21 protein-coding genes and 1 tRNA gene are annotated in these 23,691 nt (G+C 68.8%); 14 read left to right on the forward strand and 8 right to left on the reverse strand.

Annotated features, from left to right (window positions below; all coding sequences use genetic code 11):
- Nucleotide 1 precedes the first annotated feature (1 nt).
- Together G472_RS0114150 and hyfB are read right to left on the reverse strand one after the other, a co-directional pair.
- Complete coding sequence (locus G472_RS0114150; RefSeq protein WP_029008929.1) at nt 2-958, reverse strand: respiratory chain complex I subunit 1 family protein; 957 nt, start codon at nt 956-958, stop codon at nt 2-4.
- Nucleotides 955-2,982, reverse strand: coding sequence for a hydrogenase 4 subunit B (gene hyfB, locus G472_RS0114155; protein WP_035692394.1), 2,028 nt, complete (start codon nt 2,980-2,982; stop codon nt 955-957). The genes G472_RS0114150 and hyfB overlap by 4 nt, the downstream gene beginning before the upstream one ends.
- A 551-nt stretch (nt 2,983-3,533) precedes the next feature.
- On the opposite strand from hyfB, the gene G472_RS0114160 reads away from it, so the two are divergent.
- Nucleotides 3,534-5,888, forward strand: coding sequence for a Tex family protein (locus G472_RS0114160; protein WP_029008931.1), 2,355 nt, complete (start codon nt 3,534-3,536; stop codon nt 5,886-5,888).
- A gap of 10 nt (nt 5,889-5,898) precedes the next feature.
- Here G472_RS0114160 and G472_RS0114165 read toward each other — a convergent pair whose 3' ends face one another.
- The 3 genes from G472_RS0114165 to G472_RS33175 all read right to left on the reverse strand — a co-directional run bounded on the left by G472_RS0114165 (nt 5,899) and on the right by G472_RS33175 (nt 8,736).
- Nucleotides 5,899-6,507, reverse strand: a complete 609-nt coding sequence (locus G472_RS0114165) for an HAD family hydrolase (protein WP_211100194.1) — start codon at nt 6,505-6,507, stop codon at nt 5,899-5,901.
- An 8-nt stretch (nt 6,508-6,515) separates the two neighbouring features.
- Nucleotides 6,516-7,265: a DsbA family protein gene (locus G472_RS0114170; protein ID WP_029008933.1), complete on the reverse strand. Its 750-nt coding sequence runs from the start codon at nt 7,263-7,265 to the stop codon at nt 6,516-6,518.
- 103 nt (nt 7,266-7,368) lie between these two features.
- A complete protein-coding gene (locus G472_RS33175) occupies nt 7,369-8,736 on the reverse strand; it encodes a M48 family metalloprotease (RefSeq protein WP_035692396.1) in 1,368 nt (455 codons plus the stop codon).
- Between the two features lie 61 nt (nt 8,737-8,797).
- Here G472_RS33175 and G472_RS0114180 point away from each other — a divergent pair, with 61 nt between their 5' ends.
- Nucleotides 8,798-10,078, forward strand: a complete 1,281-nt coding sequence (locus G472_RS0114180; RefSeq protein WP_029008934.1) for a gamma-glutamyltransferase — start codon at nt 8,798-8,800, stop codon at nt 10,076-10,078.
- Between the two features lie 424 nt (nt 10,079-10,502).
- On the opposite strand, the gene dksA is transcribed toward G472_RS0114180, so the two are convergent.
- Together dksA and G472_RS0114190 are read right to left on the reverse strand one after the other, a co-directional pair.
- Nucleotides 10,503-10,922 (reverse strand): RNA polymerase-binding protein DksA, encoded by a 420-nt coding sequence (dksA, locus tag G472_RS0114185; RefSeq protein WP_029008935.1) that lies wholly within the window; start codon nt 10,920-10,922, stop codon nt 10,503-10,505.
- 161 nt (nt 10,923-11,083) lie between these two features.
- Nucleotides 11,084-11,500, reverse strand: coding sequence for a flagellar assembly protein FliX (locus tag G472_RS0114190; protein ID WP_029008936.1), 417 nt, complete (start codon nt 11,498-11,500; stop codon nt 11,084-11,086).
- 234 nt (nt 11,501-11,734) lie between these two features.
- On the opposite strand from G472_RS0114190, the gene G472_RS0114195 reads away from it, so the two are divergent.
- The 12 genes from G472_RS0114195 to G472_RS0114245 all read left to right on the forward strand — a co-directional run bounded on the left by G472_RS0114195 (nt 11,735) and on the right by G472_RS0114245 (nt 23,367).
- Nucleotides 11,735-12,880, forward strand: a complete 1,146-nt coding sequence (locus G472_RS0114195; protein ID WP_035692397.1) for a flagellar basal body P-ring protein FlgI — start codon at nt 11,735-11,737, stop codon at nt 12,878-12,880.
- Entirely contained in the window at nt 12,880-13,260 is a 381-nt protein-coding gene (locus G472_RS0114200) for a rod-binding protein (protein ID WP_084536646.1), read from the forward strand. Before G472_RS0114195 ends, G472_RS0114200 begins: the two co-directional genes overlap by 1 nt.
- Nucleotides 13,247-13,789, forward strand: a complete 543-nt coding sequence (locus tag G472_RS0114205; RefSeq protein ID WP_029008939.1) for a hypothetical protein — start codon at nt 13,247-13,249, stop codon at nt 13,787-13,789. The genes G472_RS0114200 and G472_RS0114205 overlap by 14 nt, the downstream gene beginning before the upstream one ends.
- Nucleotides 13,790-14,036: 247 nt before the next feature.
- On the forward strand, nt 14,037-15,797 hold the full coding sequence (locus G472_RS33180) for a flagellar hook-length control protein FliK (RefSeq protein WP_035692398.1): 1,761 nt from the start codon (nt 14,037-14,039) through the stop codon (nt 15,795-15,797).
- Nucleotides 15,798-15,850: 53 nt separating this feature from the next.
- Nucleotides 15,851-16,597, forward strand: a complete 747-nt coding sequence (locus G472_RS0114215; protein WP_029008940.1) for a flagellar hook assembly protein FlgD — start codon at nt 15,851-15,853, stop codon at nt 16,595-16,597.
- Nucleotides 16,598-16,798: 201 nt separating this feature from the next.
- Nucleotides 16,799-17,143: a CtrA inhibitor SciP gene (gene sciP, locus G472_RS33185; protein WP_156927118.1), complete on the forward strand. Its 345-nt coding sequence runs from the start codon at nt 16,799-16,801 to the stop codon at nt 17,141-17,143.
- Nucleotides 17,144-17,267: 124 nt separating this feature from the next.
- A complete protein-coding gene (locus G472_RS38835; protein WP_156927119.1) occupies nt 17,268-17,441 on the forward strand; it encodes a hypothetical protein in 174 nt (57 codons plus the stop codon).
- Nucleotides 17,442-17,528: 87 nt separating this feature from the next.
- Entirely contained in the window at nt 17,529-19,073 is a 1,545-nt protein-coding gene (locus tag G472_RS40590) for a M10 family metallopeptidase (RefSeq protein ID WP_051340807.1), read from the forward strand.
- A 205-nt stretch (nt 19,074-19,278) separates the two neighbouring features.
- Nucleotides 19,279-19,758 carry an SAM-dependent methyltransferase gene (locus G472_RS38080; protein WP_245593491.1) on the forward strand — a complete coding sequence of 160 codons (480 nt, stop codon included), beginning with the start codon at nt 19,279-19,281 and terminating at the stop codon, nt 19,756-19,758.
- Complete coding sequence (locus G472_RS0114235) at nt 19,755-21,047, forward strand: ParA family protein (protein WP_029008941.1); 1,293 nt, start codon at nt 19,755-19,757, stop codon at nt 21,045-21,047. Before G472_RS38080 ends, G472_RS0114235 begins: the two co-directional genes overlap by 4 nt.
- A complete protein-coding gene (locus G472_RS38085; protein ID WP_084536648.1) occupies nt 21,044-22,477 on the forward strand; it encodes a hypothetical protein in 1,434 nt (477 codons plus the stop codon). The genes G472_RS0114235 and G472_RS38085 overlap by 4 nt, the downstream gene beginning before the upstream one ends.
- A 239-nt stretch (nt 22,478-22,716) precedes the next feature.
- On the forward strand, nt 22,717-23,367 hold the full coding sequence (locus G472_RS0114245; protein ID WP_245593492.1) for a 3'-5' exonuclease: 651 nt from the start codon (nt 22,717-22,719) through the stop codon (nt 23,365-23,367).
- Nucleotides 23,368-23,578: 211 nt separating this feature from the next.
- Here the strand turns inward: G472_RS0114245 and G472_RS0114250 are convergent.
- A tRNA-Lys gene (locus G472_RS0114250) sits at nt 23,579-23,654 on the reverse strand.
- Between the last annotated feature and the right edge of the window lie 37 nt (nt 23,655-23,691).

The following is a 23,691-nucleotide window of genomic DNA, read 5'->3' on the forward strand; positions in this document are numbered from 1 at the left end:
CTCAGACCCCCCGCGACACATAGAGGAAGATGGCGCCGAGCAGGCTGAGCAGCAGCGCGCCGCCCAGAAACTCGCTGACGCGGAAGACACGCATCTTGGCGATGGAGGTTTCGAACACCGCCAGCAGCACCCCCGCCACCCCCAGCTTGGCCGTGAAGGTGGCCATGCCCAGCAGCACCGCCCCGCCCCCGCCGCCCGGCCCGGCCATGCCCCAGGGCACGAAGATGCAGGCGATCAGCGCCGCGTACAGCAGCAGCTTCAGCATGGCCGCCGCCTCCACCAGCGCCAGGTGGCGGCCGGAATACTCCAGCACCATGGCTTCGTGGACCATGGTCAGTTCCAGGTGGGTGGCGGGGTTGTCGACGGGGATGCGGGCGTTCTCGGCGATGGCCACCATGACCAGGGCGATCACCGCCAGCGCCAGCGAAATGCGCAGCCCCACCGCCCCGGACATCATGAAGGTGGCGATCTCCGCCAGCGAGGTGGTGCGCACCAGGATCGACACGGAGAAGACGACCATCAGCATGGCCGGCTCCGCCAGCGCCGCGATCATCATCTCCCGCGACGAGCCGATGCCGCCGAAGCTGGTGCCGGTGTCCATGCCCGCCAGCGCCAGGAAGAAGCGCGCCGCCCCCAGCAGCGCGATCAGCGCGATCAGGTCGGCGGTGGGGGCGAGGGCGAGCTGCGTGGTGAAGGTCGGCACCAGACCCGCCGCCAGCCACAGGGCGGTGAACATCATGTAGGGGGTGGCGCGGAACAGCCAGGACGCGTTGTGAGCCAGCACGGCGTCCTTGCGCAGCAGCCGGGCCAGGTCGCGGTAGGGCTGCAGCACCGAAGGGCCGCGCCGGCCCAGCAGGCGCGCCTTCACCAGGCGGACGAAGCCGGTCAGCAGCGGTGCCAGGGCCAGCACCAGGGCCATCTGCACCATCTGAAGAAGGACGTCGGCAAGGGCGTTCATCGCTGGGTCACCGCAACCATGACCAGCAGCACCACCAGCGCCAGGAACATCAGCGTCAGGTAGCGGCGGATCGTCAGGAACTGAAGACGGTTGATGACGTCGGCGGCGCGGTCGACGGCCCGCCCGACGGGACGGAACAGCCAGCCCCATGCGGGGTCGATCATGGTGACCGTCAGGCGGGCCGGCCGCGTGTCGCCCGGCTCCGGCATGTCCACATGATCCTTCGCGGCGAACACGGTGGAGCCGAAGGCGCGCCGGATCGGCTGGGCGAAGCTGGAGGCGGTGTACTGCGACACCGCCTGCGGGTCGGGATCGGCGAAGCCGCAGCCCCACGGCTCCGACCGGCGCACCCGCGCCGACGCCCAGCGGTGGATCACCAGCACCAGCAGCACCGACAGGATGGCGATGGTCACCAGCATGACCAGCCCGTTGTAGGAGTTGCCGATGGCCGAGGTGGGGGCCAGCCGGATCCACGGCTGCAAGGCGCGGTCGTCGAAGGGCCCGGCCTCCACCAGCAGGCGGGTGGCCGGCTCGAACAGGCGGATCAGCGGGGTGGGCAGCACGCCGATCACCACGCACAGCGCCGCCGGCACGGCCATGCCCAGGGTCATGGCGCGGTTGGTCTCGTGCGCCTGCGCCGCGGCGGCGCTGCGCGGCCGGCCGAGAAAGGCGGTGCCGTAGAGGCGCACGAAGCAGGCGGCGGCCAGCGCCGTCGCCAGCGCCAGGGCGGCACCGACCACGGCGATGCCGATCTTCAGCGCCCACTGCGGCAGGGCCGGGGCGTTGAGAATGGCCTGGAACAGCAGCCACTCCCCCACGAAGCCGTTGAGCGGCGGCAGGGCGGAGATGGCCGCGGCACCGATCAGCATGAGGAAGGCGGTGGCCGGCATGCGATGGATCAGCCCGCCCATGCGGCCGAGGTCGCGGGTGTGGGTCGCCGCCAGCACCGACCCGGCGCCGTAGAACAGCAGGGTCTTGAACAGGCTGTGGTTGACCACGTGCAGCAGCGCCGCCGACATGGCGAGCGCCGCGATGACGGGAACCGAACTGGCCTTGAACACCAGGGCCAGCCCCAGGGCGATGACGATGGCGCCGATGTTCTCGACGGTGGAATAGGCCAGCAGGCGCTTCATGTCGTCCTGCATCAGGGCGTAGAGCACCCCCATGACCGCGGTCAGCGCGCCGAAGGCCAGCAGGATGCCGCCCCACCACCACTGCGGCTGGCCGATCAGGTCGAAGGTGACGCGGATGATGGCGTAGATCGCCACCTTGGTCATGACGCCGGACATCAGCGCCGACACATGCGAGGGCGCCGCGGGGTGGGCGAGCGGCAGCCACACGTGCAGCGGCACCACGCCCGCCTTGGAGCCCGCCCCCACCAGCACCAGCAGCACCCCGGCCGCCGCCGCCCCGGCCTCCGGCGCGTGGGCGCGGATGGCGGTGAAGCTATAGTCGCCGTGGGCGCCGGCCAGCAGCCCGAAGGCCAACAGCAGGCAGGCGGTGCCGAAGCTCGCCATCACCAGATAGACGCGCGCGGCGCGCGGCGTCTCCGCCTCCCGATGGGTGGACAGCACGAGCAGCCAGGAGGCCAGCGACATGAACTCCCACGACACCAGGAAGACGAAGGCGTCGTCGGCGATCAGCACCAGGTTCATGCCGGCCAGGAACAGCGGGAACAGCGGCAGCACCGGCCCCGCCCCGGGGTCGCGGTGCGCGTTCCCGTACCCCCAGCCGAAGAGACTGGCGGTGGCCCCGCCGAAATTGATCACCAGCAGGAAAAAGGCGGACAGGGAATCGACCCGCAGGTGCGCCGAGAGCCAGGGCAGCCCGACCGGCAGGACCAGGGTTTCGGTACCGCCGCCGCCCGCCAGATGAGCGACCGCCCACAGCGCGGCAAGGCCGCAGACGACACCGGTGCCGCCGTAGACCAGGGCCTCCGCGTGCGCCCGCGAGGACCGTGCGGTGGCAAGGCCTGCCGCGGCGAGCAGCAGGAGCAGGGCGATAGCCGTAACGACGAGGGCCAAGGCACGAAACCGTTCATCAAGGCGGGGTAACCAGTAAGGATCTTTCTCCTTCCCGGCGCAAGGGGGATTCCCGGAAAAATGTGACGGTTCCGCTTGACGGCATCGCGAAGTGTCGGATGCACAAACAAAAGCGGCTCGTCGAAGCCGGCGAGCCGCAGAACGAAGTTCGGGAGGAAACGCGTTGCGTTCCGGTTCGTTATAGGCCGTTTTGCGTAAAGAAGAGATTAAGTCCGACCGACTCGGGACGCGCCCCGGCGGTCCGTTTCGAATGGGTCCCGGACAAAAAGAAAGCGGCTCAGCCGTTTCCGGTGAGCCGCCGAGGTGATTTGGGAGGATACGCAACCAAGTTGCCGGACCATTTGTACGCCTGAAGGATGAATCCATGGTTAACGCCTTAACCAATTTCATAAACCATACGCATGGCCTTCATGCGCATAGGTCATGGGTCGACGCGGCGTCCTCGCTTCCGGTCCGGTGAGGCTGGCCAGGGCGGGCGGTTTGAGGGTATAGGGGCAGCCTTTCGGTCCACGACGCCCGAGACGGTCTCACGCATGCTCTCCATCACCCAGCGCATCGCCGATGAACTCCGGGTCCGCGAATCCAGGGTCGCGGCCGCGGTCAAGCTGCTCGACGAGGGGGCGACGGTGCCCTTCATCGCCCGCTACCGCAAGGAGGCCACCGACGGACTCGACGACACGCAGCTCCGCACGCTCGAAGAACGGCTGGGATACCTGCGCGAACTGGAGGAGCGGCGTACCGCCATCCTCCAATCGATCGAGGAGCAGGGCAAGCTGACCTCCGAACTGGCGGCGCAGATCCGCGAGGCCGACACCAAGACCCGGCTGGAGGACCTCTATCTCCCCTACCGGCCCAAGCGGCGCACCAAGGCGCAGATCGCCCGCGAGGCGGGGCTGGAGGCCCTGGCCGACGCGCTGCTCGGCGATCCCTCCCGCAACCCCGAGGCCGAGGCCGCCGGCTATGTGGACGCCGGCAAGGGCGTGGCTGACGCCAGGGCGGCGCTGGACGGCGCCCGCCACATCCTGGTGGAGCGCTTCGGCGAAAGCGCCGAGCTGGTGGGCCGCCTGCGGGCGCTGATCGCCGACCAGGGGAAGGTGATCTCCCGCGTGGTGGAGGAGAAGAAGGCCGAAGGCGCCAAGTTCTCCGACTATTTCGACTTCGCCGAGCCGTTCGCCAGGGTGCCGTCGCACCGCGCGCTGGCCCTGTTCCGCGGCCGGGCCCAGGGCGTGCTGGACCTGCGGCTCGACCTGGAGGTGCCGGAGGGCGAGCCGCACCCGGCCGAGCGCATCATCGCCGTCCACGCCGGCATCCGGGACCAGGGGCGCCCGGCCGACAAATGGCTGTCCGACGTCTGCCGCTGGACCTGGAAGCTGAAGATCGGTCCCCATGTGGAGACCGACCTGATGGGCACCCTGCGCGAACAGGCGGAGGACGAGGCCATCCGCGTCTTCGCCCGCAACCTGCACGACCTGCTGCTGGCCGCGCCCGCCGGACCGCGCGTCACCATCGGCCTCGACCCGGGCATCCGCACCGGCGTCAAGGTGGCCGTGGTGGACGCCACCGGCAAGCTGGTGGACACCGCCACCATCTACCCGCACGAACCGCGACGCGACTGGGACGGCTCCATCGCCGTGCTGGCGGCCCTGGCGCACCGCCACAAGGCGGACCTGATCGCCATCGGCAACGGCACCGCCAGCCGCGAGACGGACAAGCTGGCCGCCGATCTGATGAAGCGCCATCCGGAGCTGACACTCACCCGGATCATGGTGTCGGAGGCCGGCGCCTCGGTCTATTCCGCGTCGGAAACGGCGGCGGCGGAGTTCCCGAACCTGGACGTGTCGCTGCGCGGTGCCGTGTCCATCGCCCGGCGCCTGCAGGACCCGCTGGCCGAGCTGGTGAAGATCGAGCCCAAGTCGATCGGCGTCGGCCAGTACCAGCACGACGTGTCGGGGGGCAAGCTCGCCCGCTCCCTGGACGCCGTGGTGGAGGACTGCGTGAACGCGGTGGGCGTCGACCTCAACACCGCTTCGGTGCCCCTGCTGACCCGCGTGTCCGGCCTCAACGAGACGATCGCCCGCAACATCGTGGAGTTCCGCGACCGCAACGGTGCGTTCCGCACCCGCCGGCAGCTCCTCGACGTGGCCCGCCTCGGGCCCAAGACGTTCGAGCAGGCGGCCGGCTTCCTGCGCATCCGCGGCGGCGACACCCCTCTGGACGGGTCCGCCGTCCACCCCGAAGCCTATCCGGTGGTAGAGCGCATCCTGAAGACCACCGGCAAGGACCTGGGCAGCGTCATCGGCGACGCCCGCTTCCTGCGCTCCCTCAACGCCGGCGACTTCACCGACGCGCGCTTCGGCGTGCCGACGGTGGAGGACATCCTGAAGGAGCTGGAAAAGCCCGGCCGTGACCCCCGGCCCGAGTTCCGCACCGCCGAGTTCAGGGAGGGCGTCAACGAGCTGAAGGACCTGGTGCCCGGTATGGTGCTGGAGGGGGTGGTCACCAACGTCACGGCCTTCGGCGCCTTCGTCGATGTGGGCGTCCATCAGGACGGACTGGTCCACATCTCGCAGCTCACCAACAGCTTCGTGAAGGACCCCCACAGCGTGGTCAAGGCGGGCGACGTGGTGAAGGTCAAGGTGCTGGAGGTCGACCTGCCGCGCAAGCGCATCGCCCTGACCATGCGCCTTCAGGAGGCCGCCGCCCCCGCGGCACCCCGTGCACCGGACCGCGCCGCCCCCGACCGGTCGGCCCGCGACGACCGCCGCGGCCCGCCCCCGGCGAAGAAGGGGCCGGGCAAGCCCGCCCCACGTCCCGCCGCGGAGGCTCCGCCGGCCAACAACGCCCTGGCCGAGGCGTTCGCCCGGGCCAAGGCGAAGGGCAAGGGGTAGCCGGCGCCCCCTACAGCAGGCCGAGCGCCGTCAGGTCGCCGCGCAGCCGCGCGGCGCCCGTGAACGGCAGGGCGTGCATGCCCAGCGACCGGGCGGCTTCGACGTTGGGGAGCGAGTCGTCGATGAACACCGTGTCGGCCGGGGTGAGGGCAAAGTCCTCGAACAGCCGGTGGAAGATGGCCGGGTCGGGCTTCACCAGCCCGACCGCGCCCGACACCACCACCCCGTCGAACCGATTCAGGACATCGAAGCGCCGGCGCGCCAGCTCCAGCTTCTCCACCGAGAAGTTGGTGACGGCGTAGACGGGCGTGCCCCGCTCCTTCAGTTCCACCAGGATGTCGGCGGTGCCGGGGATCTCCCCCGGCACCATCTCCTCCCACCGCTCGTGATAGGCGCGGATCAGTTCGGCGCAGTCCGGATACTCGGCCGTCAGCGTGCGCACCGCCTCGTCCCACGGCCGGCCGCGGTCCTGCTCCAGGTTCCAGGCGGGCGTGCAGACCGTCTCCAGGAAATGCTCCATCAGGTCCTCGTTCCCGTCGAACAGGTCGCGGTAGAGGTGCCGCGGGTCCCATTCGATGAGGACGTTGCCGATGTCGAAAACGACGGTGCCGGGAGCCATGGGATCGCTCATCCTTCCTTGCGGACCTTGGCGACCAGCGCCTTCATCTGCTCCAGGCGGATGGCGCCGGGCACCAGTTCGTCACCGATGACGAAGGCGGGGGTGCCGCGGATGCCCATGGAGTCGGCCAGCGCGTGGTTGGCGGCGATCGCCTTCTCCACCTCGGCCGAGGCCATGTCGGTCTTCAGCTTCGCCGTGTCGAGCCCGACCGAGCCGGCCAGGCGCAGGATCGTCGCCTCGTCGTACTGCCCGCGATGCCCCATCAGGGCGTTGTGGAACTCCAGGTACTTGCCCTGGGACTGCGAGGCCAGCGCCGCCCTGGCCGCCACCAGCGATCCCGGGCCGAGGATCGGGAACTCCTTGAACACGAAACGCACCTTGGAGTCGCCGTCGATCAGCCGCTGGACGTCCCCCATCACGGTCTTGCAGTAGCCGCACTGGTAGTCGAAGAACTCCACCACCGTCACGTCGCCCTTGGGGTTGCCGGCGACCGGATCGGCGGGGTTGGCGATCAGCGCGTCGCGGTTGGCGGTGATCGCCTGCCGGGCCTTCTGCTGCTCGGCAAGCTGCTCGCGCTTCTGAAGCTCCTCCATCGCCTCGACGATGACCTCGGGATTCTTCATCAGGTAGTCCCGCACGATCTGCTCGACGGCCCGGCGCTCGGCCTCGTCGAAGCTCCGGGCATCGGAGTGGCCGGCCGGCGCGAGGGCAAGCAGGGCAACGGCCGCGGCGAAAAGGGCGGTGCGGATGGGGGGCATGGGGGGAACACTCCTGTTGACGGCACGGGCTACCATGGCGCGAGTGACCGGCGCGGGCAAGCGCCGGACGCGACGCCTGACGCGGTTGTGACGAGGCCGTGTGTCAGTTCCGGCCCGGCTCCTTGCGGCCGGCCTCGCCGCGGATGTCCTGGGCGCGCAGCCACGCCGGCGAACCCGCCGGCAGCATCCGCTCCGCCCGCTCGGCCAGCGCCAGAGCCATGGGCCGGTCGCCGCGGGCCAGCGCCTCTTCCGCCGAGGCGTAGGCGACCATCGCCTCGTTCCCCTTCATGTTCCAGGCCTGCGCCATCAGGCGCCACAGGAAGGCCGAGCGCCCCTCGGTGCGCGACGCGGTCTGCAGGTTGCGGATAGCCTCGTCGGCCACCGCCGGATTGTGCTGTTCCAGCAGGGCGTGGGCCAGGGACACCCGGATCGGGTTGGCGTCGGGCGCGTACTCCACCGCCTTGCGGTACGGGGCCACCGCTTGCACCGCCCGTCCGGTCTGCAGCAGCAGATCGCCCTTGGTTTCGTGGAAGAAGGCGTTGCGCGGCTCGTCGGCGATCAGCCCGTCGATCAGGGGCAGGGCCCGTTCGACCTCGCCGCGCCGCAGGAACGCGTACGCCCGCCCGTAGCGCGCGACCGAGGAGGTGTCCTCGGCCCGGTAGCGGCGCAGCGCTCCGCCCGGGTCGAGGTAGGCGTACAGCTTGGCCTGTATGCGCTGGTAGCGCTCCACCGTGTCCGCCGGCAGGCGGCGGTCGGAATAGCGCGACCGCTCCACATGGGCGCGTACGGCCTGCATGCGCTCCCGGCTCAGCGGGTGGGTGAGCTGGTAGGGGGTGTCGGCGTCGCGCTGGGTCAGCAGCGGTTCGCCCGCCCCCAGCTTCTCCAGGAAGTCGTACAGGCCGCGGGCGGAGATGCCCGCGTGCTCCATATAGGTGAGCGCCGCCTGGTCGGCCGCCGCCTCCTGCCCGCGCGAGAAGGACAGGAAGTTGCGCTCCGCAAGATGCTGGCCCAGCATGACGCCGGCCGCCCCCGCCCCGGCGTTGCCCGAGGCGATGCCCCCGACGATGCCCAGCCCCATGCCCAGCAGCGACGACAGCAGGGCGTTCTCCATCGCCTCCGACCCGCGCACCAGATGGCCGCCGGCGATGTGGCCGGTCTCGTGGGCGATGACGCCGATGAGCTGGTCGGCGTCGGCGCTGAGCAGCAGGCCGGTGTGCAGGAAGATGTTCTGCCCCCCCGCCACGAAGGCGTTGAGCGACGGGTCATTGACCAGCAGCACATGGACCGAATCCGGATCGACGGCCGCAGCCTCGAAGATTGGCCGTGCCATGCTGCGGATGGTATGTTCCGTCTCGGCGTCGCTGAGGAGTTGGATCCCGCCGCGGCGCTGCGCGCCGGCCGGCGCCGTCCCCGACACCAACAGCATGGCCACAATGGCAACGACTGAAACGAGCCTGCTGGGCTTGCGCACCTGTCCGACCTCCGTCTCCGGGTCTCGCGGGTTCTTCCCTGGACCGGAAATTTGGCGACGATTGGGCGCGATTGCGATAGCCGCGGCCGTCACGCAGGGCTGCGTCAACACGAAATTCCAGAGCAACGCCCCCGATCACGGGCTGGTGGTGGCCGACGAGCCGCTGGCCGCCGCGATCGGCCGCGAGGTGCTGATGGAGGGCGGCACGGCCGGCGACGCCGCCGCGGCCATGGCTCTGGCGATGACGGTCACCCTGCCCTCGCGCGTCGGCTTCGGCGGCGGCGGCGTCTGCGTCGTCCACGATTCGCGCACCAAGGAGGTGCGGACCATCGACTTCCGGCCCGGTCCCGCAGGGGGTGGCGGTGCGACTCCGGCCTTCCTGCGCGGCATCTACGCCCTGCACGCGCAGACCGGCACGCTGCGCTGGGAACAGGTTGCGGTGCGGGCCGAGGCGCTGGCGCGAGCCGCCACGCCGGTCAGCCGCGCCCTGGCCGAGGATCTGCGGGCCGCCACCGGCGGCCTGGACGGCCCGGCCCGCGCCCTGTTCGCCCCGTCGGGACGGCCGCTGTCCGAAGGCGCGCCGCTCGCCCGGCCGGACCTGGCGACGACGCTGTCGCGCGCGCGGCGGGAGGGGATTACTCCATTCTATATGGGCACCGGCGCCGAGAGCTTCGCCGCCGCCCTGGGCGTCGATGCCGGCGCGGTGCGCGGGGCGCGCCCGCTCTGGGGTGACACCGCCACGGTGCCGCTGGGCGGCGGTGTCGCCCTGCACTTCGCCGACCCGCAGCCGGGTGACACGGGCGCACGCCGGGCGGCCGCCTTCCGCGCCGGTGCCGACGCCCCGCGCGACCAGCGGGGCGCCCGCGCCGTTCAGTCCCTGGGGGCGGAGGGCGAGGCGCCACCCGCCGCCGGTTTCGCCGTCATCGACGGGAGCGAGGGGGCCGCCGCCTGCACCTTCACCCTGGGCGGGCTGTTCGGCACCGGCCGACTCGATCCGGCGACCGGCGTCGTCACCGGCCGGCCCGCCGGGTCCGCCGGTTTCGGGGCGCAGGCCCTTGCCACCAGCCGGCTGGGCCGCACCCTGTTCGCGGCCGCCGCCGGCGCCAACGGTGGTGGGTCAGGGGGCGGCGCCACGCTTCTGGAAACGGCGGTGCCCGTCATCACCGACCAGCGGCGCCCGAGTGAGGTGCTCGCCGAGCGCCCGGCGGCCGCGACGGCCGGCCGCGTCGCCATGGTCGGCTGCACGGTGTCCATGGACAGCGGTCTCAAGCAGTGCCAGCCTGCCGCCGACCCGCGCGGTCACGGCATCGCTTTCGACGTGGAACTCCCGCGGGAGGATTGACGGAGAGCGGAGCGGAGGGCATCGCGCGTTCGGCGCGGTCCCTCCCCACCTGCGGCAAGCCGAAGCGCAGCCGCACGAAGGCCATGCTGAAGATGGTGAGGACCAGGGCCGCGAAGGTCCACAGGGTCGGCACCTGGCGCAGCAGTGCCTCGACCGGCCATGCGCCCGACCGAAGCCTTCAGGCCGCGGACGTCCGATTCCAGACCGTCGAGCCGACCAAGTCAAGAAGGCACAGCCGAAAAGAAAGGGCCCGCCACGAGGGCGGGCCAAGGCTAGGGAAAAACGTTCCGAATTGGACGCACCCAATCGGCAGGACATACGGTAGGCGGCGACGGCACCCCCGGCAATCACGACACGGAACGGTTTCCGCATGGTGGAACCCGGCCGTCGACCGGGCCTGCGGGCGGTGAGATCCCGGGCCGTATCAATCGTCGCGCTGGGTGCGTTCCATGCGCTCGTGACGCTCCTGCGCCTCGAGGCTGAGGGTGGCGATGGGGCGGGCGTCGAGGCGGCGAACGCCGATCGGCTCCCCCGTTTCCTCGCAATAGCCGTAGGTGCCGTCCGAAATGCGTTCCAGCGCCGCGTCGATCTTGGCGATCAGCTTGCGCTCCCGGTCGCGGGTGCGCAGTTCCAGCGCCCGGTCGGTTTCGGCGGAGGCACGATCGGCGATGTCCGGTTCCTGGATTCCGCCCTCCTGCAGGCTGTGCAGGGTCTCGTTCGACTCCGCCAGCAACTCCGCCCGCCACCGCAGCAGCTTCTGGCGGAAGTATTCCCGCATGGACGGATTCATGAACGGTTCGTCTTCCGACGGCTTGTAGTCCGGTGGCACGAGCGGCGAGGACATCCGAGGGCTTCCAAACTCGATTAGGGTAATCAAAGCGGCGCGGAGTATATGGACGGCGCGCCCCCGCTGCAACCCTGCGGATGAATGCTGCAATGCGCAAAAAAAGCCGGACAAGGGCCCGGCCCGTGACATTTGGATGATCCCGCGGTGACCGGCGGGGATCAGGACTGCAGCTTAGCCAATTCAACCTGCGCGCGCAGGTCGATCTCGTCCAGGATCTCCGCCAGGCGCGGGTCGTCGACGTGGACCTTGCGCGTCTGCACGATGCGGGACAGTTCCATCACCTTGTCCCGCGGCAGCGCGCCGCCGAGGATGCCGAGACGGATCTCCTCCATCTTGTCCAGCATCTCCTGGGCGCGCATCTTCCCGCGCGAGGCTCGGGCGGCCGCATCATCCACCTCCTGCACGGCCAGGATGCCGGCCACGCCGTGAACCGATGCCGTGGGGGACACGCCCTGGGAGGGCGCGGTCTCGGCGGTCAGCTGCTTGGCGAAGGACGCGCCTCCGGTCCCCTCGGACCGGCCGGTGCGCCGGACCTGGGAGCTGCCGCGAAGATTGCCGGGGCCTTCGACTTTCATGGTTTGCGCAACCGAATCGCTGAAACACCGTACCGTAATGGTGGATAAACCTTAACATCCGGTCAAGGCTTGCCGCAATCGGGCAAATTTTGCCGGGCGGGCAAGTCAAACCGGTCCGGAGCTGCCGGCGAATTCGCGGTAAACCCTCACCTTTTTCGGTGATTCACGGCTTCGGCGGGCTCTGGCACGGGGATCGCATAGGACGGGTGACCGTTCGACAGGGACAGAACCGCCATGATGACCCAAGCCACCGTCCGACTGCTGCGCACCGTCCGCCGCGCCGCCTGCGCGCTGGGCCTGGCCGCGGCTCTGGCGCTGCCGCTTCCCGCCGCCGCCGCGTCCGCCCGCATCAAGGACATGGTGGACGTCGAGGGCGTGCGCGACAACATGCTGGTGGGGTATGGCCTGGTGGTCGGCCTGAACGGCACCGGCGACAGCCTCAACAACTCTCCCTTCACCGAGCAGAGCCTGACCGGCATGCTGGAGCGCATGGGCGTCAACGTGCGCGGTGCCAACCTGCGCACCAAGAACGTGGCGGCGGTCATGGTCACCTCCACCCTGCCGCCCTACACCGCCCAGGGCACGCGCATCGACGTGACGGTCAGCGCCATGGGCGACGCCAAGAGCCTGCTGGGCGGCACCCTTCTGGTGACGCCGCTGATCGGCGCCGACGGCGAGGTCTATGCGGTGGCCCAGGGGCCGATCGCGGTGTCCGGCTTCTCCGCCCAGGGCCAGGGGGCCAGCGTGACGCGCGGCGTGCCGACCTCCGGCCGCATCGCCTCGGGCGCCCTGGTGGAGCGGGAGATCGAGTTCTCCCTGGCGGAACTGCCGGTTCTGCGCCTGTCCCTGCGCAATCCGGACTTCACCACGGCGCAGCGGGTGGCCACGGCCATCAACATGCAGCTTCGCGGCAACCTGGCGCAGGCCACCGACCCGTCGTCGGTGCTGCTGACGGTGCCGGAGACGCGGCGCGGCGACGTGGTCGGCCTGGTCACCGAGATCGAGCAGCTCCGCGTCATCCCCGACCAGATTGCCCGCGTGGTGGTGGACGAGAAGTCCGGCGTCATCGTCATGGGCGAGAACGTGCGGATCTCCACCGTTGCCATCGCCCAGGGCAACCTGACGATCCGCGTCACCGAGACGCCGCAGGTCAGCCAGCCCGGCCCGTTCAGCGACGGCGAGACCGTGGTGGTGCCGCGCACCGACATCCAGGTGGACGAGCAGTCCGACCGCCGCCTGGCCGTCATGCAGTCCGGCGTCTCCCTGCAGGAGTTGGTACAGAGTTTGAATGCGCTTGGCGTGGGACCGCGCGACATGATCTCGATCCTCCAGTCGATCAAGGCCGCCGGTGCCCTGCAAGCCGCTATCGAGGTGATCTGATGGACGCCGCCCTTTCCCTTCCCGCGCTGCCCGCCCCCCGTCTGCCGCCGCTGGTGGAGCGGCTGCGCCACGGCGGTTCCCCGCGCGACGCCGCGGCCGCGGCCGCCGACGAGGGCCGGGTGGACCCGGCGGTGCAAGCCAAGCTGCGCCGCTCCGCCAGCGAGTTCGAGGCGATGTTCATCGGCCAGATGCTGACCCCGCTGTTCGACAGCCTGCCCGTGGACGACCAGTTCGGCGGCGGCAAGGGGGAGGAGATGTTCCGCGGACTGCTGGTCCAGGAATACGGCAAGCAGATCATGGCCCGCGGTGGCTTCGGCCTCGCCGACCAGGTCTATCGTGAACTTCTGCGCGCCCAGGAGGCCAGCCATGGACAAGGTTGATGTGCGCTTTCCGACGGCCAAACGGGCCGCCAAATCCGACGGTCCGGCGCTGCCGCGCACGACGGCCGAACGCGCCGAGGCGCTGGCCGGCCTGATGGAGCGGCTGTCCGCCCATCTGGACCGGGAAACCGCCGCCGTGCAGGGGCGTCTGTCCACCGCCGACCTCTACGCGCTGGCCCGCGACAAGCAGCCGATGGTGCTGGTCTACGAGGAGGTGGCGCGCCTGCTGCGCCTCGACCCCGACGGCATGCGGGCCCTGCCGCCCGAACTGAAGCAGCGTCTGGGGGATGCGACCCGCGCCCTGACCGCCAGCGCCCGGAGCAACGCCGAAGCCCTGGAGGTGAACAACGCCGCCCAGCAGCTTCTGGTGGACACCATGGTGGCCGCGGTCAACCGCGCCCGCCAGGTGCAGCCGGGCGTGGCCTACGGTCCCGCCGGTCCGGTCAAGGGCTATGGCCCGATCGCCCGCGGCTACGGGCCGCCGGCCCACGGCCCCGGCACCGCCGCGACGCTGAACACCCGCCTTTGATCCTTCGTCGGTTTCCGCACCTGCCATCCGAAACTCCGGGCCGCCTCGTGCGGCCCGCTTCTTTTGCGGACCACCGGCAAGAACGCCCGGGACCACCCGGCCAAAATTGCCGCCCGCCGGCCGCTTTTTCCCGCCGGAACCGCGCGGCGCGCGGGCGGGTGGGCGGCGGAGGGCCGAACCGGGCCGAGGGCGGTTGGCCCGCCTCTTGCTTCAGTTGTTGGCGGTCACCCAGTCAGGAATGCGTCCCATGGATATCCGGTCGATCCTTTCGTCCTCCCTGCCCGACGCCGTTGCCCCGGCCGCTCCGGCCACGGTGCGGGACGACGCGTTCGCCACGATGATGGACCGCCTGATCAAGGAGGCTGCCGACCGCCGGCGCGAGGCCGCCCGCACCGACGCGCGCGATCCGCTGCGCCCCGGCGCGGACAAGCCGCTGCTGCGCCCGGTCGCCGACCGCCCCGAACCGCCGCCCCGCGCCGAAGCGCCGGCCCGCCCCGCCGCGGAGCCGCGGCGCCCCGAGCGCGCCGCCGAGCGCACCTCCGACCGGCCGGCCGACCGACCGGCCGCCGCGAAGGACGGGGCCGCTCCCCGCGACCCGGCGTCCGGCCCTGCCGCCGCGGGCCAAACCGACACCCGCACCGCCCCGGCCGCGAAGGCCGACGGCGCCGCCGCCGCCAAGGCCGCGACGGAGTCGACCCCCGCGACGACCGCCACGCCCGCCCCCTCGACCGCCCCGACCGGCGACGCCGCCGCGGCGGCCGGCGAGGGGACCACCGACGGTCAGGCGCAGGCGCAGCCCGATCCCGGCGAAGGCGAGGGCGAGAGCACCGCCGGCGACGGCGAAACGGACGCCCTGCCGGTCGTCGAGATCGCGGCGGCGACCGAAGAGCCGCTGCCCGAAGAGACGGACCCCGCCACCGTCCCGACCCTCCCCCGGCCGGAGGCCGCCGGCGCCCCGCCGCCGGCAGAGCCCACGGAGCCCGTGGAGGATGACGCCGCCGCCGTCGCCGCTGTGCAGGCCGCGGCCCCCGTCGCCCCGCCGGCGCCGGAGGAGGACTCGGACGCCGCCGCCGCGGACCGCGTCCGCGCGGCGTCCGGCGACCCGGCCGCGGCCGCGGCGGCTGTCGCCGGCCGCGACCTGCCGGCCGGCGAAACTCCGGCCGACGCCCCGGCGGATGATGACGAGCCCGGCCTGCGCGCCATGGCCGGCGTGCCCTCCGACGACGCGGCAAGCCGCGGCGCGGAGCGGGCGTCGGGCCAGGGCGCCGACTCCGGCAGCGACGGCCGCGGTCAGCCCCGCGATCAGGGTCAGCCGCAGACGCCCGTCGCGGATGACGCGGAGTCGCGAGCCGCCGTTGCCGCCGCCAAGGCGGCCGTCGAGGCGATGAAGCCGGCGGCGGAGGCCGTGGCCCCGCCACGCGACGCGGACCCGGCGGCGCTGCGGGCCGCGGCGGCGGGCGACGCCCTCGCCGGCGATCCCGCCCAGAACCCGTTGACCGGGCTCGACGGGCTGCGCGGCCTGAACGGCGCCGACCCGACGGCCTCGCTGGCCCATCTGCGCGCCACCCGCGCCCACCCGCACCTTCCCATGGGCGTGCCCGACCAGGTATCGATGCACATCCAGAAGAACGTGAAGGACGGCGTCGACCAATTCACCATCAACCTTCGGCCCGACGAGCTGGGCCGCATCGAGATCAAGCTGGAGTTCGGGCAGGATGGCCGCGTCCACGCGATCGTCGCCGCCGACCGGGCTCAGACCCTCGAGCTGCTGATGCGCGACTCCCGCGCCCTGGAGCGGGCGCTCCAGGAGGCCGGGCTGAAGGCCGACTCGAACAGCCTCAGCTTCAACCTGCGCGGTGAGGGCGGCCGCGACGGCAGCGACGGTGACGGCCGCGGCGGCAAGGGCCGGCGCGGTCGCAACGGCGGCGACGGGCCGGACGGGCCGGAGCACGCCGCCCCCCACTACTCCCTGACCCTGGCCCCCGGACGGGTCGATTTCCGCGTCTGATCAACGACCCCGACCCCCGAACCGGCACCCCCCGTGCGATAAGGACCCGGACCATGAGCGTCGATACCAACAACGGCCTTTCCCAGTACGGCCTGACCCCCTACGGCACGGCCCGGCAGAACACCACCGGCGCGTCTAAGACCACCGACACCCGGACCGACGACGAGAAGAAGACCGACGTCGCGCTGAAGGGGCTGGGCGACAACTTCACGAGCTTCCTGCGCCTGCTGACCACGCAGATGCAGAACCAGGACCCGCTGAAGCCGATGGACACGAACGAGATGACCAACCAGCTCGTCCAGTTCGCCAACGTCGAGCAGAACATCGCGACCAACAGCCGCCTGGACAAGCTGATCAAGTCGCAGCAGACGGCGGCGACGGCCAGCAACCTGTCCTACCTGGGCCGGGTGGTGGAGTATGAGGGCGACGTCTTCCCCTACATCCAGGGAATGGAAAAGGCGGAGCTGAGCTACGAACTGGACCGCGCGGCGGAGAAGGTCCGCATCGACATCCTCGATTCCAAGGGCCGCATCGTCCGCTCCATGCCCGGCGCCACCGACGCCGGGAAGCAGAACGACGTGGTCTGGGACTTCAAGGACGACCAGGGTATCGCCGTGCCGCCCGGCAATTATCGCATCAACGTGGCGCCGTCGGGCAAGTCCGCGGATGATCACATCAAGGCCACAACGACCACCTACGGCTATGTGGCCGGTATCGACTATTCAAAGTCCGGCGAACCGATGCTCGCGGTGGCGCAGGACCTCCAGGTGCCCGTCTCCAGCATCAAGCGCATCCACTGAGGGCCGGCAGCGGGACGCAAACCGGTTTTCCCGCCGCCCCGCCCCGCCGCCCCCGGAAACCGGCCGGCCGCGCGGCCATCCCAACCGGGATCGGGATATTTTATAGTTAAAGCATTAACCCTATCGATTAGGTATTTTTTAAGCGGCCGCCCGTACACTCCTTTCCGTCGAAGACACTTGGAAGTGGTGGAGCGTCCGCGCATGTCCTCTCACGATAAGGAGCTGAGCGACGATGGCTCCGGTGGAGCGTCGGTCGTCGGTCCGGTCGGTCGGCCCCTGACGGAGAACGACCTGCCCCCGCCGGACACCAAGCGCTGGGTCATGCGCCGCAAGGCGGAGGTGGTGGCGGGCGTGCGCTCCGGCCTCATCAGCCTTGAGGAGGCGTGCCGCCGCTACACCCTGTCGGTGGAAGAGTTCCTGTCCTGGCAGCGGCTGATCGACAGCCACGGTGTGCGCGGCCTGCGGGCGACGCGACTCCAGGACTACCGGCAGAACGAGCCGGCCCTGCCCCAGCGCCAGCGCGCGATGAGCGGCCCGGTCGGGTGACGGCGCTCCCCCGACTCCGGGGGACTGCGCGATTCGCGACCCGCGGCTGACGGATCGCAATGCCGATCGCGTCCGGGCGCGTAGGGTATCGGGAACCAACCCCTGTCGAAGGTGGAGCGTTCCCATGGAATCGACCGGTGACACCCTGACCGCCCTGGTTCTGCTCGTCCTGGCCGTCGGCGCCATCGTCGGCAGCCTGCTGATCGACCCCGCGCTGACCGTGTGGCTTGTCGTTCTCCTCACCGCCATCAACGGCGCGATCCTGGTGAAGCTGACGCTGCTGTCCCGGAAGGAATGACGGCCGCGGCGGGACGGCGGTAAGGGACGATAAAGCAGGGGACGGTTAAGGTACGCCCCGGTTCCGCGTCCGAATCCCGGGGGTTTCATGCCGTCGCCCTTCGCCGCCGCCCGCCTGTCCGCCCCCTGCGCCTGCCCCACCTGCCGTCCCGCCGGCGACGGTGCCGCGGGCGCCCTGCCGGGGGACGCCTTCCAGGGGGACGCGGCCGGGCGCCCCGGCGGCCTGCCCAACCACATCGACGCGCTGCTGATCGACCCGCACGGGACGGCGTACGGCAACACCTGGCACGCCGTGCCGGGCACCGTCGGGCAGCCGGTGGCGTTGACCTACAGCTTCCTCCAGGCGGCCCCCGCCTACGCCGCCACCTATGGAATCCAGGATGTTCGCCCGTTTTCCGAGGTGCAGATGGCGGCGGCGCGCGAGGTGCTCGGGCTGTGGGCCGAGGTTGCCAACGTCACCTTCACCGAGGTGGCGAGCGGCGGCGACATCGGGTTCGCCACCGCCGGGAACGGCCCGTCGGGATTCGCCTTCGCCCCCGGCCGTTCGGCCGAGTCGGGCGACGTCTATCTGAACCAACTGGTGGGCGAGAACACCACGCCGATCGCCGGCTTCACCGCCTATCGCCGGCTGATGCACGAGGTCGGCCACGCCCTGGGGCTCAAGCACCCCGGCCCCTACGACGTCAACGAGCCGCCGTTCCTGCCGACGGCGCAGGACACCTATCAATACACGGTGATGTCCTACTACGCCCACCCCACCACGGGCTTCAACCCGACGGGGCCGCAACTGTTCGACATCGCGGCGGTGCAATACCTGTACGGCGCCAACCGCGCGACTCGCGCGGGTGACGACACCTACAGCTTCAGCGCCACGCAGGAGCAGATGCGGACCATCTGGGACGGCGGCGGGATCGACCGCTTCGACCTGTCGAACCAGACCGTCAACCTGTGGGTCGACCTGCGCGCCGGGCATTTCAGCAGCATCGGCGTGGAACGCGGCGGCAGCCCCAGCGAGGCCAATGTGGCCATCGCCCACGGCGTGACCATCGAGCACGCCACCGGCGGCAGCGGCTGGGACATCATCTTCGGCAACGACGCCGACAACGAGCTGCGCGGCAATGTCGGCAACGACTCGCTGACCGGCTTCGACGGCAACGACGTGCTGTACGGCAACCAGGGCGACGACCGTCTGGAGGGCAACGTCGGCAACGACACGCTGTTCGGCGGCCAGGACTCGGACATGCTGTGGGGCGGCCGGGGCAACGACCTGCTTTACGGCAACCTCGCGTCCGACATCGCGTGGGGTGGCGAGGGCGACGACACCCTGTTCGGCGGCCAGGGTGACGACACGCTGGACGGCGGCCCCGGCGACGACGTTCTGGCCGGCAATCTGGGCAACGACGTCCTCACCGGCGGGGCCGGGGCCGACCGGTTCCTGGTGGGCTACGGCACCGGCCACGACACCATCACCGACTTCGACGCCGCCGCCGGCGACCGCATCCAGCACCTTCCCGGCCAGACCTGGTCGGTGACCGCCACCACCGCCGGGGCCCGCATCGACTTCGGCGGCGGCACGACCGTCACCCTCTCCGGCATCGACGCCGACCGCGTCGCGGCGTGGTGGTTCGTGTAGGGGGTGAGGTCGGCTTTCGCCGGGAAAGAAACCCAGATGATAGGGCTGCTCTTTCGCTCCCGGTGGGTCGGCGCGGCCGGTGGGAAACCCGAAACGCCGGGCAGGCCGTCCGGATTTGGGACGAATGGTGCGTCCCGCCACAGACGACTTATCATCGGCCGTCATGAGATGCTATAGCATGGTTTGCCTTTGACGATCGTTAGTCATGTTCGCAGCCGCCTGGCAAATCGCTTGGCCAAAAGGTTGCCAAACGACTTTGAGGGAAAAGACATTGCAGACGGATTTCCTGAATGCGCACGAACGGCACTTGGATGATGCCGAGCGTCTTTTCCAGGCAGGCCGTTTAGCAAATGCCGATCATCTCTATGGCATGGCCTCGGAATGCGGTCTCAAGCGGCTGATGGCAGCATTCGGTATGGCCGTTGACTCCTCCGGAAGCCCACGGAATACGAACGATCGCAAACACGTCGAATCGATATGGATGCGTTTCGAAAGCTACAGGAGCGGCCATCATCATGGCACGGGATACCCGTTATCCGGTTCCAACCCCTTCAACAATTGGAAAGCGGAGCAACGCTATGCCCACCAGGGGAGTTTCGATGCGGCTCGGGTGGATCCCCATCGAACTGGCGCGCTGGAGGTTCGTGATCTGATCAGAAAGGCACTTCGGGAGGGGCTGATATGATCACATTCGACCGGATTCTGCCCATTACCATCGAGGTGCTGCGGACACACCGCGACGTGATTGCCCGGCTGGAATGGTTATTGGTGAACCGCGACCTCAACGGACGCGTGCGCCTGATCCTACCGGACAGCGCGGCCTCGGATACTGATCTTGAGCAACAACTTAAGGCCGTGTACGGGGAACTGGCCGAACGTATCAAACCTCATGCGCATTCGACGGAAGCGGGGCTTCTCTATGAAGCCTCGCGCGATGGGGCTTGCCATGGGACATCGGCGTTTCCGCTGGGTGATATCGAAAAGGTTTGGGTCATCGACCGCCTGGCAACCGAAAGCCGCTGGGAAACGATAGCGGAGGTATCCTCCGGCGCACCGCGCATCGTGTTCTTTTCCATCAAGGGTGGGGTCGGCCGATCGACAGCCCTTGCTGCCAGCGCATGGTCTCTGGCGATGCAGGGAAAGAGGGTGCTCGTCCTGGACTTGGACCTCGAGTCGCCCGGACTTTCCAGCGCATTGCTTCCACCGGACAGACAACCTGCTTATGGCATCACCGATTGGCTGGTTGAAGATCTGGTCGACAATGGAGATGCGCTGCTGGCCGATATGTATGGGACCAGCGATCTCCCGACCAGTGGTTCAATTTATCTCGTGCCGGCCCATGGGCGGGCAATGGGGGAGTATGTATCAAAGCTGGGCCGCTGCTGGATGCCGAAACGCAACCACCGGGGAGCGCCGGAATCCTGGTCTGTGCGCCTGAATCGGCTGGTCGAGCACCTGGAATCTCTTCATCGGCCGGATGTTATCCTCATCGATTCGCGCGCCGGCATCGATGAAGTGGCTGCGGCTTGTGTGACCGACCTGGGGGCGCACACGGTGCTGATGTTTGCAATCCAGGGCCAGCAGACCTGGACAGGATATCAAGCACTGTTTTCTTATTGGATGCAGCGCGGTGTCATCACCGACATTCGGAATCGGCTGCAATTGGTTGCGGGCCTTGTGCCGGATGACGAGCGCAGATTGGAGTATCTGACAGCTTTGCGAGGAGATTCCTACGCATTGTTCGAGGATACCTATGACGAAGTCGAGCCGGGTGAAATCAGCCACTGGAATTTCGAGGAAGACGACGATGTCGCCCCCCATTCACCCCTGGCCATTCGCTGGAATCGCGGCTGGTACGGCATGATGAGCTTGCAGCAGCGAATGGTTCACGTGGATCAGACTGAAGTTACATCCGCATTCGGAATGTTGCTGGATTTCCTGGATCGCGCTGTCGGCCAAGGGAGGCCAACGTGAATAATCCCCAAGCAATACGGCAGGCAATCCAAGAGGCCCCGTTTGAGCTGGACAGCACGGGTGATGTTCCCAAACCGGGTACGCTTCACATTCCACCGGCTCATCGCAAAGCGCTGTCGCGGGAAGCCGTGCTGGTCATCGGCGCGCGTGGGGTTGGCAAGTCGTTCTGGACCGCTGCGTTGGGCGCCCGTGAACTGCGTTCGCAGATTGGTGCGACCGTGCCGGAACTGATCGACACAACCATCCACATCGGTCATGCGGCGAAGCCGAACCTCCGGTCCTACCCGGACCCCGACACTTTCAGGTCCATGGTTAGCCAGGGGCATGAACCTTATAGCGTCTGGCGGGCGGTCGTTCTGAGATGGCTGGCGGAGATTGCCGGTCATCAGGTTCCGGTCACGACATGGATGGACACGGTGGCATGGGTGAAGGGGAACCCGGAACCCTTTGCCCGGATTGTCGAAGCCGCCAATCAGAAGCTGGTCGGTGAGGGTCAGTTCGGTCTCATCATCTTTGACGCTCTGGACCGTACGAGCCATGATTGGGGAACGATGAACCTCATCGTCCGCGATCTGCTCCGGGTCGCCTTGTGGCTGCGCGATCTTTCGAGGGTCCGTGCGAAAATATTTCTGCGCCCCGATCAGATGGAACGTACCGTCACCTCTTTCCCCGATGCATCGAAAATCACATCCACGACCGTCAATCTCACCTGGGATCGGCATGATTTGCATGCCATGCTCTGGCAACGGCTCATAAATTCCCCTGCTTCGCACGGCGCATGTCTGCGATCCGTCGTGTCATCGGTCTTGCCACCACCCGATGGATTGATCGAACATAAGGATTACTGGTCGCTGCCCCCGGTCCTGACGTCGGACTCGCCCTATCAGCGGCGTCTGTTCGAGGCTTTGGCCGGAGACAAGATGGGCAAGGATGCTCGCCGCGGCGTGCCTTATGTTTGGAGCGTCGGTCATCTGGCCGACGGTCATGGCTGGACGTCCCCTCGCTCATTCCTGGCCGCTATTGCCGGTGCTGCGGAGGATAGCGCTCAACGCTATGCCGACTACCCATTGGCGCTTCACTACGAGAGCTTGAAGCGCGGCATTCAGAAGGCATCACAGATTCGCGTCGAGCAGGTCGCGGAAGATGACCCCTGGGTACCGGAAGCAATGAAGCCGCTAAAAGGAAAAAACGTTCCTTGTGATTTTCAAACAATATTTGAAGCTTGGTCGGAAGCTTTTCCGGGAGGAGCTGGCGCAATTCCATCGGATCACCTACCTCCCCAGCATGCCGAAAGCTGGGATGGGGTTCGGAAGGATCTGGACCGTCTCGGTATTCTTGTAACCCGGAAAGACGGGCGCATTGACATGCCTGATCTTTATCGCGTGGGTTTTGGCTTGGGGCGTCGCGGCGGTGTCGCGCCTCGAAAGTGATTATTTTCAGAAGTTGTAACTGCCCGGATGGCCCCGACGCAAAAGCTGGTTGGCGCGGGGATGGGGGTGTGGGTCAACTTTCCATGACTCGCGCCGGTCTCCCCCGGCGTCGCCTCAATCTCGGCGATCTGCGCCAGCATCTGGAAGATCATCGCCGCCTGCGCCAAGATGGGTGCATCCCGTCAAGAAGCGGGGTCTCCAGCATATCCGGGGCGGTTCAGCCACAGGTGGCTCCACCGATGAAAGATTGGATCTCAATGAGCATGCAGCCATGGGAAGGACGTGACCGGCTGGTCGCAATCGATATCGAGACGACCGGACGGCGCCTGCCGAGCCTCCGGGACATCCGTAAGGCGCCCAAGGGCCTGCGTCAGCCCGGCATCATCATCGAAATCGGGTGTCTTGAAATAATCCGTGAGGGCGATGGCTGGGGGAAAGCGCGCAGCTGGGAGTCGCGGGTCAACCCCGACGCCCCTCTCCATCCCGACGCCATCAAGGTGCACGGCATCAAGCCCGCCGACCTGAAGGCGGCGCCCCGCTTTTCCGAAGTGGCCGACGCGTTTCTAGCCTTTCTGGGCGAGGATCTTCTGGTGGCGCATGCCTATGAGAACGAGATGGACTTCCTGAACTACGAGTTCGCGCGCTGCGGACGCGCCGCATGGGGTGCCGACACGTTCCCGGCGGATCGGTTCATCTGTACCAAGGAGATGTCGCACGCGGTCTTCCCCGGCGCTTCTGGCTCGCTCGATGCCCTGTGTGATCGGCTGTGGCTCGACCGGAGTGATCGCTTCGCCCACCATGGTGCGCTGCTCGACGCAGACCTGACGGCTGACGCCTTCGTCAAGATGGCGTTGGGAGATACCGGCCCGCGCGACGCCGTGTATGAGTGAGGCACAGCGCCAGGCATTCGGATATCGTCCCGCGCGCCACTGACGGGTGGAAGGCGTCAAGGTCGCGATCGGGCCGGCTTGCGCCGAACGGCGCTGGCTGCTCCTGGCGCAAAGCAGCCCTTTCCACCTCTCCAACGTCCCCACCCCCCAACGCGAAAAGCCCGGCACAAGGCCGGGCTTTGCGGTGTCGCCGGAGCGGGAGGGGCGGCGATGGTGGGTGCACAAGGACTCGAACCTTGGACCCGCTGATTAAGAGTCAGCTGCTCTACCAACTGAGCTATGCACCCATCGCCCGCCGTCGTCGCCCCCTTGGGGGCGCCCCGT

The sequence above is a fragment of the Azospirillum halopraeferens DSM 3675 genome (assembly GCF_000429625.1).
In the GTDB taxonomy this organism is placed as follows: Bacteria; Pseudomonadota; Alphaproteobacteria; order Azospirillales; family Azospirillaceae; genus Azospirillum; species Azospirillum halopraeferens.